The organism is Shouchella miscanthi, from assembly GCF_007725405.1.
Taxonomy (GTDB): domain Bacteria; phylum Bacillota; class Bacilli; order Bacillales; family Bacillaceae_D; genus Shouchella; species Shouchella hunanensis.
Map to the genome: position 1 here is coordinate 183,720 of NZ_CP042163.1, position 15,651 is coordinate 199,370.

General features: G+C 40.0%; 20 protein-coding genes. 18 read left to right on the top strand and 2 right to left on the bottom strand.

Annotation, left to right across the window (positions count from 1 at the left end; genetic code table 11):
- Window positions 1-23: 23 nt before the first annotated feature.
- From rplO to rpsI, 16 genes are all read left to right on the top strand, one after another.
- Window positions 24-464, top strand: a complete 441-nt coding sequence (gene rplO, locus FPV17_RS00935) for a 50S ribosomal protein L15 (protein WP_038475806.1) — start codon at window positions 24-26, stop codon at window positions 462-464.
- On the top strand, window positions 464-1,774 hold the full coding sequence (gene secY, locus FPV17_RS00940) for a preprotein translocase subunit SecY (RefSeq protein ID WP_035395677.1): 1,311 nt from the start codon (window positions 464-466) through the stop codon (window positions 1,772-1,774). The genes rplO and secY overlap by 1 nt, the downstream gene beginning before the upstream one ends.
- Window positions 1,775-1,842: 68 nt before the next feature.
- Window positions 1,843-2,496, top strand: coding sequence for an adenylate kinase (locus tag FPV17_RS00945; protein ID WP_035395679.1), 654 nt, complete (start codon window positions 1,843-1,845; stop codon window positions 2,494-2,496).
- Window positions 2,493-3,239 carry a type I methionyl aminopeptidase gene (gene map, locus FPV17_RS00950; protein WP_038475814.1) on the top strand — a complete coding sequence of 249 codons (747 nt, stop codon included), beginning with the start codon at window positions 2,493-2,495 and terminating at the stop codon, window positions 3,237-3,239. The genes FPV17_RS00945 and map overlap by 4 nt, the downstream gene beginning before the upstream one ends.
- A 73-nt stretch (window positions 3,240-3,312) precedes the next feature.
- Window positions 3,313-3,531, top strand: coding sequence for a translation initiation factor IF-1 (gene infA / locus FPV17_RS00955; RefSeq protein WP_035395681.1), 219 nt, complete (start codon window positions 3,313-3,315; stop codon window positions 3,529-3,531).
- 32 nt (window positions 3,532-3,563) lie between these two features.
- Entirely contained in the window at window positions 3,564-3,677 is a 114-nt protein-coding gene (gene rpmJ, locus FPV17_RS00960; RefSeq protein WP_003333770.1) for a 50S ribosomal protein L36, read from the top strand.
- A 22-nt stretch (window positions 3,678-3,699) separates the two neighbouring features.
- Window positions 3,700-4,065, top strand: a complete 366-nt coding sequence (gene rpsM / locus FPV17_RS00965) for a 30S ribosomal protein S13 (RefSeq protein WP_035395683.1) — start codon at window positions 3,700-3,702, stop codon at window positions 4,063-4,065.
- Between the two features lie 18 nt (window positions 4,066-4,083).
- Complete coding sequence (gene rpsK / locus FPV17_RS00970; RefSeq protein ID WP_035395685.1) at window positions 4,084-4,476, top strand: 30S ribosomal protein S11; 393 nt, start codon at window positions 4,084-4,086, stop codon at window positions 4,474-4,476.
- 172 nt (window positions 4,477-4,648) lie between these two features.
- The gene (locus FPV17_RS00975; RefSeq protein ID WP_038475820.1) at window positions 4,649-5,593 is read left to right on the top strand and encodes a DNA-directed RNA polymerase subunit alpha; all 945 of its coding nucleotides are present in this window, start codon (window positions 4,649-4,651) and stop codon (window positions 5,591-5,593) included.
- Between the two features lie 31 nt (window positions 5,594-5,624).
- Window positions 5,625-5,987, top strand: a complete 363-nt coding sequence (gene rplQ, locus FPV17_RS00980) for a 50S ribosomal protein L17 (protein WP_035395688.1) — start codon at window positions 5,625-5,627, stop codon at window positions 5,985-5,987.
- A gap of 96 nt (window positions 5,988-6,083) precedes the next feature.
- A complete protein-coding gene (locus FPV17_RS00985; RefSeq protein ID WP_144557439.1) occupies window positions 6,084-6,878 on the top strand; it encodes an ATP-binding cassette domain-containing protein in 795 nt (264 codons plus the stop codon).
- Complete coding sequence (locus tag FPV17_RS00990) at window positions 6,854-7,699, top strand: ATP-binding cassette domain-containing protein (RefSeq protein WP_144557441.1); 846 nt, start codon at window positions 6,854-6,856, stop codon at window positions 7,697-7,699. Before FPV17_RS00985 ends, FPV17_RS00990 begins: the two co-directional genes overlap by 25 nt.
- Window positions 7,692-8,486 (top strand): energy-coupling factor transporter transmembrane component T family protein, encoded by a 795-nt coding sequence (locus tag FPV17_RS00995; protein ID WP_186370692.1) that lies wholly within the window; start codon window positions 7,692-7,694, stop codon window positions 8,484-8,486. Before FPV17_RS00990 ends, FPV17_RS00995 begins: the two co-directional genes overlap by 8 nt.
- A gap of 19 nt (window positions 8,487-8,505) precedes the next feature.
- A complete protein-coding gene (truA, locus tag FPV17_RS01000; protein ID WP_144557445.1) occupies window positions 8,506-9,258 on the top strand; it encodes a tRNA pseudouridine(38-40) synthase TruA in 753 nt (250 codons plus the stop codon).
- 215 nt (window positions 9,259-9,473) lie between these two features.
- Window positions 9,474-9,911, top strand: coding sequence for a 50S ribosomal protein L13 (rplM, locus tag FPV17_RS01005; protein WP_035395693.1), 438 nt, complete (start codon window positions 9,474-9,476; stop codon window positions 9,909-9,911).
- 20 nt (window positions 9,912-9,931) lie between these two features.
- Window positions 9,932-10,324 (top strand): 30S ribosomal protein S9, encoded by a 393-nt coding sequence (gene rpsI / locus FPV17_RS01010; RefSeq protein WP_035395695.1) that lies wholly within the window; start codon window positions 9,932-9,934, stop codon window positions 10,322-10,324.
- Between the two features lie 99 nt (window positions 10,325-10,423).
- On the opposite strand, the gene FPV17_RS01015 is transcribed toward rpsI, so the two are convergent.
- Together FPV17_RS01015 and FPV17_RS01020 are read right to left on the bottom strand one after the other, a co-directional pair.
- Entirely contained in the window at window positions 10,424-11,602 is a 1,179-nt protein-coding gene (locus FPV17_RS01015; RefSeq protein WP_144557447.1) for a site-specific integrase, read from the bottom strand.
- A gap of 53 nt (window positions 11,603-11,655) precedes the next feature.
- Window positions 11,656-12,159, bottom strand: a complete 504-nt coding sequence (locus FPV17_RS01020; RefSeq protein ID WP_144557449.1) for a helix-turn-helix domain-containing protein — start codon at window positions 12,157-12,159, stop codon at window positions 11,656-11,658.
- A 157-nt stretch (window positions 12,160-12,316) separates the two neighbouring features.
- On the opposite strand from FPV17_RS01020, the gene FPV17_RS01025 reads away from it, so the two are divergent.
- The gene (locus FPV17_RS01025) at window positions 12,317-12,610 is read left to right on the top strand and encodes a hypothetical protein (RefSeq protein ID WP_144557451.1); all 294 of its coding nucleotides are present in this window, start codon (window positions 12,317-12,319) and stop codon (window positions 12,608-12,610) included.
- Between the two features lie 313 nt (window positions 12,611-12,923).
- Window positions 12,924-13,727, top strand: coding sequence for a GIY-YIG nuclease family protein (locus FPV17_RS01030; RefSeq protein WP_144557453.1), 804 nt, complete (start codon window positions 12,924-12,926; stop codon window positions 13,725-13,727).
- The last annotated feature ends 1,924 nt before the right edge of the window (window positions 13,728-15,651 follow it).

Here is a 15,651-nt window from a genome sequence, read left to right on the forward strand (position 1 = left end):
AGCAACGAGGAGGTGTAGGAAGCATGAAACTTCATGAGTTACAACCAGCAGAAGGTTCACGCAAAGTCCGTAATCGTGTAGGTCGCGGAATTGGTTCTGGTAACGGAAAAACTTCTGGTAGAGGACACAAAGGTCAAAAAGCCCGCTCAGGTGGTGGCGTAAGACTTGGTTTCGAAGGTGGTCAAAACCCACTTTATCGTCGTTTACCGAAACGTGGCTTTACGAACATTCACCGTAAAGAATATACGGTTGTTAGCCTTGATGTATTAAACCGTTTTGAAGCAGGAGCAGAAGTTACTCCTGAACTCTTAATTGAATCAAAAGCAGTTAAGAACGTAAAACACGGTATTAAAGTGTTAGGAAATGGCAGCTTAGATAAAAACTTGACTGTTAAAGCAAACAAGTTCTCTGCATCTGCAGTAAAAGCAATTGAAGCTGCTGGCGGAAAAACAGAGGTGGTTTAATGTTTAAGGCGATCTCCAACATCTTCCGTGTGAGAGATTTACGTCGCAAAATCATCTTTACGCTTTTGATGCTTATCGTATTTCGAGTTGGTACATTTATTCCCGTACCGGGTACGAATAGTGATGCGTTAGACTTGCTATTCGGAGAGGCGAATGCATTCGGCTTTCTTGATACCTTTGGTGGTGGAGCATTAAGTAACTTCTCGATCTTTGCGATGGGGATTATGCCTTACATTACAGCATCGATCGTTGTACAGCTTTTACAGCTAGATGTTGTACCGAAATTTGCTGAATGGGCGAAGCAAGGTGAGGCTGGTCGAAAAAAGCTAACACAGGTTACTCGTTATGGAACGATCGTTTTAGGTTTTGTTCAAGCGATTGCCATGTCCATCGGTTTTAACTCAATGGCTTCTACAGGTTCGGTCGACTTAATTGTCAATCCTGGTCCGCTGACTTACATCTATATCGCTATTGTATTAACAGCAGGTACCGCATTTTTAATGTGGGTAGGTGAACAAATTACCGCACATGGTGTTGGTAATGGCATCTCGATCATTATCTTTGCAGGTATTGCAGCTGGTATTCCAAATATGCTTAATACGCTGTATGTTTCGGAGCTTGAAGGGGCTGGCGATCAGCTATTTCTAGCTATTGTCACCGTAGCACTGTTAGCTTTAATTGTTTTACTTATTATTGTCGGTGTGATCTATGTGCAACAAGCATTGCGTAAAATTCCTGTACAATACGCGAAACGTGTTGTGAACCGTAGTCCTGTTGGTGGACAGTCAACGCACTTACCGATCAAGGTAAATGCGGCAGGGGTTATCCCAGTTATCTTTGCTTCGGCGCTATTCTACTTTCCTTCCACAATCGCAACGTTTGTCGGAACGGAAGATAGTGCATGGGCAAATTGGATTGTTCAAAACTTTGTACCCGGCACATTGATTGGAGGATCAGCTTTTGTTCTTCTTATCATCGCCTTTACGTATTTCTATACGTTTGTTCAAGTTAACCCCGAAAAAATGGCGGATAACTTGAAGCGACAAGGTGGATACATTCCTGGTATTCGTCCAGGGCAAGCGACACAGTCGTTTATTACGCGAATTTTATACCGGTTAACGTTCGTAGGTGCTCTTTTCCTAGCAACGATCGCAACGATTCCGGTTGTCTTTATTGCTCTTTTAGATCTCCCACCTCAAGTTCAGATTGGTGGAACTGGGCTTCTCATCATCGTCGGGGTTGCTCTCGATACGATGAAGCAAATTGAAGGTCAGTTAATAAAACGATCGTATAAAGGATTTATCAACTAAAGAGAGCGGAATTGGGACTTTCCCTCCTCCGTTCATCTTTTATAGAACTTGCTGGAAGGGGATTTGAAATGAACTTAATCTTAATGGGATTGCCTGGTGCCGGTAAAGGTACTCAAGCAGAAAAGATTGTTGAACATTACGGCTTGCCTCATATCTCAACTGGTGATATGTTTCGTGCAGCAATGAAGAATGAAACAGAACTTGGTCTTAAAGCGAAATCCTACATGGATGCTGGTGGCCTTGTTCCGGATGAAGTAACAATCGGTATTGTGAAAGATCGCTTATCACAGAAAGATTGTGAGAATGGTTTTTTACTCGATGGTTTCCCGAGAACAATTGCGCAAGCAGAAGGACTTGAAGAGATTCTTACATCTCTCGGTAAAGAACTTGACTATGTTCTGAATATCCACGTTCCTGAAGATCTCTTAATTGAGCGTTTAACAGGTAGACGTGTTTCACCAACTTCTGGCAAAACGTATCATCTTCTTTACAACCCACCAAAGGTTGAAGGAAAATGTGATGTAGATGGAAGCGAGCTTATTCAACGTGATGATGACAAACCAGAGACAGTTAAGAAACGTCTTGAAGTGAATCAGCAGCAAGCTCAACCATTAATTGACTTTTATGAGTCAAAAGGTTATTTAAAGCATATTGACGGTAATAGAGATATTGAAGATGTCTACAAAGACATTGATGCATTACTCGCGGAGACGCATGCATGATTGTAATAAAAACCGAACGTGAACTTGAAATTATGAGACAGGCTGGGCGTATTGTTGCATTGACACATGCTCACTTGAAACCATATATCAAACCAGGTGTTACAACTGGGGAACTCGATTCAATTGCTGAAGCGTTTATTCGTTCACATGATGCAACACCTTCTTTCCTAGGTTATGGGGGGTTTAAAGGAAGCGTATGTGCTTCTGTAAACGAAGAGTTGGTGCATGGCATTCCTGGTAATCGAGTGCTTGAAGATGGTGACATTATTAGCTTAGATATAGGCGCATATTATAATGGCTATCATGGTGACTCTGCTTGGACATATGGGGTTGGGACAATTAAAGAGGAAGATCAACAATTGCTTGATGCAACGGAAGAGTCTCTTTACAAAGGTTTAGAGCAAGCTCGTCCAGGCAATCGTTTATCAGATATCTCGCATGCGATTCAATCACATGTGGAGCCTCTTGGTTATTCTGTTGTTCGTGAGTATGTTGGCCACGGTGTTGGTCAAAACTTACATGAGGACCCACAAATTCCTCATTACGGACCTCCAGGAAAAGGACCACGGCTCAAGCCCGGTATGGTACTAGCAATTGAGCCAATGATTAATGCAGGTAGTCGATATGTAAAAACTCTTTCTGATAACTGGACAGTAGTAACTGTAGATAAGAAAAACTGTGCCCATTTTGAGCATACGATTGCAATTACAGAAACCGGGTATGAAATCTTGACGAAAGCATAGGTTTTCAGGTAAGATAGAATGTCTGTGTAGTTCTGGATTTGTTAGCATCTAACTCGAAGGGAGGAAACTACCCATGGCGAAAGAAGACGTTATTGAAGTGGAAGGTACGGTTATTGAACCACTTCCAAATGCAATGTTTCGTGTTGAACTTGAGAACGGTCATAAAATTCTTGCGCATGTATCTGGGAAAATTCGCATGCACTTTATCCGCATTTTGCCTGGTGATAAAGTGACAATTGAGCTTTCTCCTTATGATCTAACGCGTGGTAGAATTACGTACCGCTATAAATAAAAAACTTCTCCGTACACAAGGAGGTTTATACAATGAAAGTAAGACCGTCGGTAAAACCGATCTGTGAAAAATGTAAAGTTATTCGCCGTAAAGGCAATGTCATGGTAATTTGCGAAAATCCAAAGCATAAACAAAAACAAGGCTAATCGATAAGGAGGTGCCGAGCCTATGGCACGTGTTGCAGGTGTTGATATTCCTCGCGATAAGCGCGTTGTAATTTCACTTACGTACGTATTCGGTATTGGTAAATCTACAGCAGCGAAGATTCTTGAAACTGCTGGTATTGACCAGAATACACGTGTGCGCGATTTGACTGAAGAAGAACTTGGTCGTATCCGTGAAGCTGTTGAAGCATATCAAGTTGAAGGTGATCTTCGTCGTGAAGTATCCCTTAACATTAAGCGTCTAATTGAAATTGGAAGCTACCGTGGAATCCGTCATCGTCGTGGATTGCCCGTTCGTGGTCAAAACTCTAAGAATAACGCTCGTACGCGCAAAGGTCCTGCTCGTACAGTAGCGAACAAGAAAAAATAGATAGGAGGGAACAAATCTATGGCTAAAAAAACGAATACTCGTCCAAAGCGTCGTCAAAAGAAAAATATTGATACGGGAATGGCTCACATTCGCTCAACGTTCAATAATACAATCGTGACGATCACTGATACGCATGGTAATGCAATCTCTTGGGCAAGTGCTGGTGCTTTAGGATTTAAAGGTTCTCGTAAGTCTACTCCTTTCGCTGCGCAAATGGCGGCTGAGACTGCTGCGAAAACAGCAATGGAGCATGGCATGAAAACCATCGAAGTTTCTGTTAAAGGTCCTGGAGCTGGTCGTGAAGCGGCTATCCGTTCATTGCAAGCAGTTGGTTTAGAGGTAAACATGATTAAAGACGTAACGCCTGTTCCTCATAACGGCTGTCGCCCGCCGAAACGTCGTAGAGTGTAATAAGATCAATCATTGTATAGATTTCTTAGTAGTGTCTATAATGGATAAGACGAGATCTATTAGACAATGAAGGTTAGACTAATAGGCATTGCTCATGGGAAGGCTTAGTGATTGTCCTTTGGGCAATCCTTGTGTTTGCCAGAGTTCGACGTTTTGAAGGAGGGTTTGTTTAATGATTGAAATTGAAAAGCCGAATATTGAGACGGTTGAAGTTAGCGAAGATGCAACATACGGCAAGTTTGTTGTTGAGCCCCTTGAACGTGGTTATGGAACAACACTAGGAAACTCCTTACGTCGCATTCTACTATCATCGCTTCCTGGTGCAGCAGTATCTTCAGTTCAAATTGATGGTGTTCTACACGAATTCTCTACTATTGAGGGTGTTGTGGAAGATGTAACAACAATCATTTTGCACCTAAAGAAACTAGCTTTAAAGATTTACTCGGACGATGAGAAAACACTAGAGATTGATGTTCAAGGCGAAGGCGATGTTACTGCTGGAGACTTAACACACGATAGTGATGTAGAAATTTTAAATCCTGAGCTTCATATCGCTACGCTTACAAAAGGAGCATCGTTCCGCATGCGCCTTCAGGCAAAACGCGGTCGGGGTTATATCCTTGCTGACGGGAATAAAAGCGACGACCAGCCAATTGGCGTTCTTCCGATTGACTCGATCTATACACCGGTAGCGCGTGTAAACTATCAAGTTGAGAATACACGTGTTGGGCAAGTCACAAACTATGATAAACTAACCCTTGATGTGTGGACCGATGGAAGCACTCGCCCTGAAGAAGCAGTATCTCTTGGAGCGAAAATCTTAACAGAGCATTTAAATATTTTCGTAGGCTTAACGGATCAAGCGCAAAACGCGGAAATCATGGTTGAAAAAGAAGAAGACCAAAAAGAAAAAGTCTTGGAAATGACAATTGAAGAGCTTGATCTTTCGGTTCGTTCTTACAACTGTTTAAAGCGCGCTGGTATCAACACGGTACAAGAGCTTACGCATAAAACAGAAGAAGACATGATGAAAGTTCGTAACCTTGGACGTAAGTCTTTAGAAGAAGTACAAGAGAAGCTAGGCGAGTTAGGTCTCGGGCTTCGTAACGAAGAATAATTGTTTTTTGGGTTAAAGGAGGGAATATAGCATGGCATACGCAAAACTTGGTCGTACAAGTTCACAACGTAAAGCGTTACTACGTGATTTAGTAACAGACTTAATTATTAATGAGCGCATTGAAACGACTGAAGCTAAAGCAAAGGAATTGCGTCCACTCGTTGAAAAAATGGTGACATTAGGTAAACGTGGAGATCTTCATTCTCGTCGTCAAGTCGCTTCTTTCGTACGTAAAGAAGTAGCAAACGAAGAAAATGGTCAAGACGCAATCCAAAAGCTTTTTGCTGAGATTGCGCCTCGCTTTGAAGAGCGTCAAGGTGGATATACACGCATTCTTAAAGTTGGTCCTCGTCGTGGAGACGGAGCACCAATGGCAATTATTGAGTTTGTTTAAGTAACTCATGTAAGCGGCGATTAAGGGCAGGAGATTATGGAAGCAAGAGCTTTCTTCACTCTATGCCCTTTTTTGTTTTAGGAAGGAAATGAGTCGATGCTGCAGCTGAACAACGTAAGTTATCAATTTAAAGAGAGTGAACCGGTTTTATTAAATGTGTCTTTCTCCATCACTAAAGGTGAGTATATTGCCATTATTGGGAGAAGTGGATCGGGAAAATCTACTCTTGGAAAGCTGATAAAAGGGTTAGTAAAACCTACGTCAGGTTCAATTACTTATCATCGAGAGCAACAAAACATCGGGTTCTTGTTTCAGAACCCAGATAACCAGATGGTACGAACGATCGTTGAAGATGACCTAGCTTTTGGTTTAGAGAATGCTGCAGTGAACCCGTCTCTTATAGAAGAACGAATTGCATGTTATGCAAAAAAGCTTGGTATTGATCACTTACGAAAGCGATCTATCAATGAGCTTTCTGGTGGTCAGAAGCAGCGTGTGGCGTTAGCGGGTTTACTTGTTCTTGAACCCGAACTCATTATCTTGGATGAAGCAACGTCTATGCTTGACCCTGAAGGACGACATGAGGTGCTGGAGCAATTAGCGTCTATGTATCAAGAGTCTAAAACACTTGTAACCATTACTCACGAATTAGAGGAAATGGCCAAGTGCACGCGTATTATTGGTTTGGCGAACGGTGAGATTGTTTTCGATGGGTCATTCTCGCAATTAATGCGTCAAGAGGGCGTGATGCAAGATTTAGGATGCGTAAAGCCCTTCCGCTATGAAGTCATCGCTATGTTAAAGGAACAGGGTATTGGTGTGGATGAAACAATCATTACTTCGGATGAGGAGTTATGTGAAGCGTTATGGACGTTTGCTTTAAAGGTGTAAGCTATCAATACGAGACAAACCAAGCAAAATCCTATAAGGCGTTGCAAGAGATTAGCTTTTCAATGCCAGACGGAAGTTTTACAGCGGTAATAGGTAAAACAGGTTCAGGAAAATCAACCCTTGTTCAGTTGCTAGCCGGGTTACTTGAACCAACTACAGGATCTGTTCTGGTAAAGGGTCACGCCTTGCATGAAGATCAGAGTCAGTTGCTACGTGCTCAAATTGGCTACGTGTTTCAATACCCTGAACATCAACTATTTGCCGAGACTGTGTATGAAGAGCTTGCCTTTGGTTTGAAGTTGGCAGGGGAGCATAAAGACCACATTGACCAGAGAATAGAAGACATCATGAAAGTAGTAGAGCTAGAGTCTGAGATTCTACAACGCTCCCCCTTTCACTTATCGGGGGGACAAATGAGACGAGTGGCCATTGCCGCTATTCTCATGATGAAGCCAAAGCTCTTGCTAATTGATGAACCGACAGCAGGACTTGATCCGCAATTAAAAGAAGGAATGATGAAGGTCTTTCAACGCTATAAAAAGCAAGAAAATGCGACCATTTGGATGGTCACTCATTCCATGAATGATGTCGCTCTCTATAGTGATCATTGTATTGCTCTTGAAGCAGGACGGCTTGTTCATGCCGGTAAAACACGTGATGTACTCCAGAGTGGCCATGTGCCATTGCCCCAGACGATGGCTTTTGCAAAAGCGCTTATGAAACATCAACATCAGCCACCTTTTCTAAAGAATACAGAAGAGCTTGTAGGATGGATCACATCATCGTGGCTGAAAGAGAAGGAGAATGAACCGAATGGCTAGAAGATCTGTCGTCATTGGCGATTACATTGAAGGTCACTCATTTGTTCATACTCTAGATGCGAAAGTAAAGTTGATTAGTACGTTTTTGTTTGCAATCGTCTTTTTCTCTGTGTCATCAATCGCCTCGTTTAGTATGAGTTCTATTCTTGTTTTACTATTGCTTTTAACTAGCCGTTTACCAATTAGAGCGGTTTTGCAATCATTGGCACCTGTTTTTATCTTTTTGTTCGTCTTTTCCCTTATTCAACTTATCGTTATTCAAGATGGAAAACCATTGTTTTCAATTGGGCCAATAACGATTTATGACGAAGGGATGACCATGGCATTTATTGTCTTCTGGCGCACCATTATGCTTTTTCTTATCGCTATTATAATGACAGCAACAACCAGTTCTTATCATATTACACAAGCAATTGAAACTCTATTAAGTCCACTGAATAAAGTGCGTTTTCCAGTTAGGGACGTGGCTACAATGGTTTCAATTGCATTACGATTTATTCCAATCTTACGGGATGAACTATTACTCATTCAACAAGCACAGCGAGCAAGAGGGTATGGTCGTTTTAAAAAATCATTAAAAAATCGTATAAAGCTTTTTATTCCATTATTCGTACCGTTATTTATTCGTGCGCTTAAACGAGCGGAAGAGTTAGGAGAAGCGATGGAAGCAAGAGGCTATCAAAGTCGGGGCACCTATACAACTTGGAAAAAGAAACAGTGGCAAAGGAACGATACCGTCGCGCTCTCTCTTAGTATTGTACTGGCATGCCTCATTTTATGGCTTTAAGCAAAAAAGGAGAGAAATCATGGCAAGGTATGCATGTAAGCTTGCGTACGACGGGACAGAATACAGTGGCTACCAAGTGCAGCCTCAAAAAAGAACCGTGCAAGCTGTTATTGAGCAAGCGTTAACGAACATTCATAAGGGGGAGCGTATCTCTGTAACGGCATCAGGAAGAACGGATGCCGGTGTACATGCAAAGGCGCAAGTCATCCATTTTGATTCTCACCTCCAAATGGCTCCTTCTAATTGGGTACAAGCATTAAATGTGCATTTGCCAAACGATGTTGTAGTGGAAGAAGTGAGTGAAGTGGCAGAGGATTTTCATGCGCGATTCCACACAACGGGTAAAGAATATCGCTATTATATCCATCATGGCGAGGTGCCGAATGTGTTCCGCCGTCATCATGCCTTGCACATTAAACAACCTTTAGATGTGCCTGCTATGCAGACGGCTGCTCAGTATCTACTTGGTACGCACGACTTTTCTGCATTTTGTGCATCCAATACAGCCGTAGTTGATAAAGTTCGAACGATAGCAAGTGTATCCCTTCACCCAAATGGCGGAGAATTAGAATTTATGATTGCTGGTAATGGGTTTCTTTACAACATGGTGCGTATTATCGTTGGTACCCTCATTGAAGTCGGATCGGGTAAGCGAGATGCAAGGGAAATCGAATCCATTTTGGCAAGCAAAGATCGAACCCTTGCAGGAAAAACAGCACCGGCACAAGGCTTGTATTTATGGCAAGTTGATTATGAAAACAATCCTTTTTAAAAAGAGGAAACACCCGGATAAGTTTTTTTAAATTGAATTGACTTTATCGCTTAATTATTGTATGATGTTAGATGGTAATTCTAAAGACCCACTGCCCCGGGTTGCGGAATGAGATCACATATTACGCTTTGTGTTTCTTGAACAGCCAGCTTAAAAAACACAAGCACAAATAGAGCAAGACAAAACACTTTGTTTTATTATTAGGAGGTTTAATGATGCGTACAACATATATGGCAAAGCCAAACGAAGTTGAGCGTAAGTGGTACGTTGTCGACGCTGAAGGTCAAACGCTTGGTCGTCTTTCTTCAGAAGTTGCTTCAATCCTACGCGGAAAACACAAACCAACATTTACACCACATGTAGACACTGGTGATCATGTAATCATCTTGAATGCAAGCAAAATCCAATTAACGGGTAATAAGCTTCAAGATAAGATCTACTACCGTCATACAAACCACCCAGGTGGATTAAAGCAAACAGCTGCACACGAAATGCGTGCAAACAAGCCTGAGCGTATGCTTGAGCTAGCGATCAAAGGAATGCTTCCAAAGAATACTTTAGGTCGTAAGCAAGGTATGAAGCTTCACGTATATGCAGGTTCTGAACACAATCATCAAGCACAAAAACCAGAAGCGTACGAGCTTCGCGGTTAATCTTTAGGAGGTAATGGATTATGGCTCAAGTACAATACTACGGCACAGGTCGTCGTAAGCATTCTGTAGCACGTGTTCGTCTCGTTCCTGGTGACGGAACAATCGTTGTAAACGGTCGTTCACTTGACGAATATTTCGGTCTTGACACATTAAAGCTTATTGTAAAACAACCACTTGTTGAAACAGGTGTTACTGGTCAATACAATGTCCATGTAAATGTACAAGGAGGCGGCTTTACAGGTCAAGCTGGTGCGATCCGTCATGGCGTAGCACGTGCGCTACTTCAAGTAGATCCTGATAACCGTCCATCGTTAAAAGCTGCTGGCTTCTTAACGCGTGATGCACGTATGAAAGAACGTAAAAAATACGGTCTTAAAGCAGCACGTCGTGCGCCTCAGTTCTCAAAACGTTAATATACTTGGTATATCAATGTTTACCCTCTTTGCTTCTATGGAGCAGAGAGGGTTTTTTATATACAAAATTGTATTTGAATACCCATTGAATACCCCGAGCTAAAAATTCATGTATTTCGTAAAAATTTCTGCTGTTTTCTCCTTTGCTTCATCGGTCACATGAGTGTAAATATCCATCGTAGTTTGAATATCTGTGTGCCCGAGCCGAGCTTGTACATCTTTGATGGAAGCACCAGCTGCAAACAACAGGCTGGCATGTGTATGCCGAAATGCATGAACATTAATCTTTTGCAGCTCCATATTCTTTTGATAAATCCGCTCCAGTTTTTCATTCAAGTAAGCCAGTCGGCAATAATCCATTTTGTGTTTTAACTGATTATAGACCGTAAAGACGGGTTGTTTATCATCAGATTTAAAAGGAGTGGAAAGCTCTAACAGCAGATATCGCTGTATTTGCCTGCTACGCCATTTCTTTAAGATGGCTAGAGTTTCATCGTCCACGCTAATAACACGCCGAGATGCCTTTGTTTTAGATGTCTGAAGTTGCTTTTTTCCGTTTGTGTGGGTCAATGTCTTTTTAAAACTGATTCTCTTATTTTGGAAGTCCACATCCGACCACTGAAGGGCGTATATTTCACCTTTACGTGCTCCTGTAAACGCAAGTAGTCGAAACATGGTGTAGGCCATATCATCGTTCTTAATCGACTCTAGGAAGATTCTGAGCTCTTCTCGTGTGTAGTAATACTTTTTTTCTTCCAGCTCGACATTATAATCGATGTCATGTTTCCGTTTTGGCAAGGTGACATAATCCATCGGATTGCGCTTAATAATGTCCATTTTCATAGCATATCGGAAGACGAGGTTTGCTTGTATCTTATAATCATTAAATGTTTTAAGCTCCTGGGCCCAAGCATTGATTGCTTTTTGACAATGTGAACGAGTAATGTCTTTCATTTTGTGAGGGCCGAAGACTGGAAGAATTCTATGACTGAATTTACTCTCCATCGCATATACCGTAGTTGGCTTTACTTCTTTTCGATGTTGTTTAAACCATTCCTCAAAGACTTCTTGATAGGTTATCTGAGCATTTTGACGAAGCCCGAGTTCATCGACTTCCACTAATAGTTTTGATAATGCGATATTTGCATCTTTTTTTGTCTTGAAACCTCGACGTGTAGTCCGTTTCTTCTTTCCTGAGAGTGGATCCTTACCGAGATACACATTAAACATATAAGCGGTAGTACCGTCTTTCTTTGTGTATTTTTTTATATTTGCCATAATAATTTTCCTTTCCAATACGCTGGCAGGCTATATACAGGAAAGAGAAGACTTTATTCAAAGATTAATTCAAGGAGGGTCCGAATTTTTTTGCGTTCTTCATCTGTTAAAAACGTATCCTTATAGTACAAGTCAACCTTCATATTAAGAAGATCATGAAGGTCAAATAATCTTCTTCTTAACTCGTCAACTGATAATTCTCGATTAGTTTGTTCTCCGTTCTCCATTTTAATTTCTTCGGTACTTGGGAGTGTCACATCGATAACCTTATTATCATTTTGAGACTTTTTAATAATTCCTTCGCACATGTTAGGGGCATTCTCAACATCTATATATGAGTTAGCGTAGCCAGCTAATTTCATAAGAAAAATATGTGAAACGCCTAATCCTGTAGCAAGTCTTCTTATTAAGTCGGGCTTGGGCAAATCTTTATAGCCATTCTCAATTTGAGATAAATATGAATCTGAGTAACCAGTTCGTTTTTTTAGGTCCAGTAAGGTTAAATTTTTTTCTTTACGGATTTCTTTAAGTTTTAATCCAAATTCTTTAGCGTTCATAAGAAACTACCTTTCATTTCAAATGTGTCTATTTAGATTATCGCATTAAATGTTTACTTAGTAAATATTTTTCTTACTAAAGTATTGTTAACAGTATGAGGTTATTATATAATTTAAAAGTAAAATATTACCAAATTATAAAGAGGTGAAAACATTCATGGAAGCTTACATGCCATTACAGGTTTCAGATGAGTTCAAGGAGAAGTACTATGAGTTATTTTATGAGCTTAGTAAAAATGCTTTCGAAGCAGCAAAACGAGATATTGGTGAGGGTAGATTTATGACCAAAAAACAATGCTGTGAATTCCTTGGAATTTCTTTTGGTCACTTGCAAAAATTAGAAAGGGTTGGTTTGCCAATAATAGAGTTGGAAGGTAAAGTGCTTCTCGATCGAGTAGACGTTATTAAATTTATGAATAAATATAAAAAAACGATAAGCTCAAACAACTAACTTATTCGCTGGCAGGCGAAGTTAAATTCATTTGTCAACAAGGTAAATAGTGGATATATAAAGTTTTGGTTCAGAGGTTCACAAGTAAAAACACGTATGATTTCACGACTGAAATCGTATGTGTTTTTTGTCGTACCAATGTTTTATTTTTGGATAGACTCAAAAGTAACTCACACACCTACTCATATATACAAATAAAAATTTACCTCTTGTGAATTCGGCAAATTTTCCTCTCACACTCCAATATATAAAATGGAATCCCGCCGTCTTAATTAAAAGAATTTTGGAAATAAATGATCAAGAGGTGAAATTTATGACTAAAATTACTGTAGAGGATTTTAACCGATTGTCCCCAAAAGATATTCGAGAATGGTTTGGGTTAGGACCAGTAACGCGAATTATCCGATATTTCCATGACGGCCAGTTCAAGCATCGAAAAGATGCTCTAAAAACTATAAATTTTTGGTTGAGGTTTCATCTAACAGAAGAAAATTTAGAAGCTATTTTTTGGGTTATTCCATTCTTAATTGAACAGTTTCCCGCTGAAAAGAAAGTCATTCGATACGAGATAGGAGTGACCTTGTATTTGTTTTTAGAAAACAAAGTAGTATACGATGATGAAACAATAGAGTTGATAACGGACTTAATAAAAAAGGAGAAAGACGAAAAAGTAAAAAGTAAGTTAGAATTTATAATACTAAGAAATGATTGGCAGCGAAAATTGGAACTTCTTAAGAAGAGTTATCGTTTCTTCTTATTAAAAGACAAATTAGACAGAACCATAATAAAAGATAGCAAGTTTTATAAAGAAAAACTACCTTTTAAACCAAGAAGAAAAGAGGAGGTAAAACCTGAAAATATTATGTGTGTATATTTTTTACAAGAAAAAGAAAAAGGATATATTAAGGTTGGCAAAACAAAGAACTTAAAAACAAAAATATTCTTTCCGTATAAAATGCCTTTCAAATGGGAAGTCATCCATGTAATTGAAAGTTTAAATGTAGACTCATTAGAGAAGTTCTTCCACAAGAAATACAAAGATAATTTAATCAATGGCGAATGGTTTAATTTATCCAATAAGGATATAGCAGAAATTAAAATGTTTCAAACAAAGTAGGCTTTAAAATGAAATAGAGTAAAGCGAATATATTAAAACTGTAGATAAGGTAACATGCATTTACTGTTCGATATTTCGCCATCATGAGTACCATTATAAAAGACGACGTCTCGCTGTCAGGAAAGTGAATGAAATAAGTAGGTGTCCCATTACCAATAAATTTGAACTATATAAGCAGATGCTTGATCATCAGAAGAGGTATTGTTTAAATACATCCAATTATATAAAGATTCACTTGGTATCGCTCGTTCCATAATCAACTTGATGTGGTGTGATAGTAATAAATTTATTTTTGTTGTGCAAGAGAAAAAATTTAGATCACTTATAGGTAATCTATTATAAGTCATTCAAATTATCATATAAAAACCAGGGTTGTTGCCTTGGTTTTTTTCTTGGAAACAATAATTTTAAGAATCATTGGAGTGGTATGAATGATTTTAACCTATTTGTGAATCACGGGCAGGTTGAGGATAGCTAACATGTAACCTTATATTAATTATTCGTTGAAAGTGCTTTCTTCTGTTCCTGCTTTGTTCCTTTTTGGTTCAAAGTGTTCCTTGTTCGCCCGAAATGTTCCTTTTTTTGGTGCTGTTTTTGCATGTGCGGAAATAATTTCAGCTTTTTTGCAAAACTTTGATCACGCAAATTTACGACTGATTTGCACATATGCAAGTAAATCTTCTTGCTTTGTTCCTTTTAAGACGCAGATGTTCCTGTAATGTCTCTGCTTTATCACACCGAAAAGGAACAGCTAAATCTTAATGTACCAATGGGTCAAGCGATAGTGTTCCTTTGTTCCTTCTTTTTTTAATGAAAGACTATAATAAAAAAAATATATAGATGTGTATTACACATATAAAAGATTTGTCTGAAAAACCAGGAACATAGGAACATTTCCAAGGATTAAGATTCTAAGGGAGTGATTTGTGGTTGTGGTGTTGAAAATTGCCGTAAGAAAACATAAGGTTTTGTTTGTGAGACTAATGGTGTTGCTTAAAATCGCTTGAAATGCCGATTACTACAATTATCCATCCATTGATATGAAAGTGTGTCTTAATGGGTTCCTACCTGTATCTTGGGATCAAGTCTTTGTCGTGTGAAGGGTTTTGGCTCTACGAAGTTAATTAAGACTATAGTTGTTCACTTTTTTTGAGAGTGTCACAAACATCATTCGCATTAATCCTTGTGACATAACGCTATAAGTAATATATGTTTGAAAATTCAGTATAAATCTTTGGTATATAAAATTTGCTGCATTTCTGGTCGGATTTTCAAGGAGATATGTGAAAAAAATTGTTGATGTGTGCGTACGGACTATCGATGCAAACTTCGGTAGGTTAATCAGCGTAAGTGGAACCTACGCACACGCTTATCAAGCAAATGGTACATACGGAATAGAAGTATGACAACGATTTGTCGTCACGTAATGAAGGGGGTTATTTTGATTAGGGATGAAGCAAAGCGAAAGACCGAATGAGCACCCGAAACGAAGTGGAGGGCAAGGAGAGCGCAGCTCGACGCAGTAAGGGGGACGGTCAGCTATGCTGACTGACGAGCGCAGCTTGTCATACGTCCCCCTTATGCTCTTTCCCCTACAGCATACCGAGACAAGCACCGCACCGTACATAACGGCTATAACCATTGGTGCGACAAGGGTTACGCGACAACAGGTGGCAGGCATACCCAAATACGTCGCGTATTCCGCACCGCAAAAATCCGCACCGTTGAGGGATTCGCCGAATACGTTGACCTACTTTATCAGGGACAGCGTATGACAACATTGTCGGCCTATGTCGCCCTGAGGGTGTCTATATGAGGGGCCTAAATAGGGCGGATTGATGCGGGTTTTTTCTTGGTAGGCCGTCACGTATAACGCCTGGAAAGACCGCTGTGCGGGGGCGAAAAGGGGCGACCATCAGGGAGG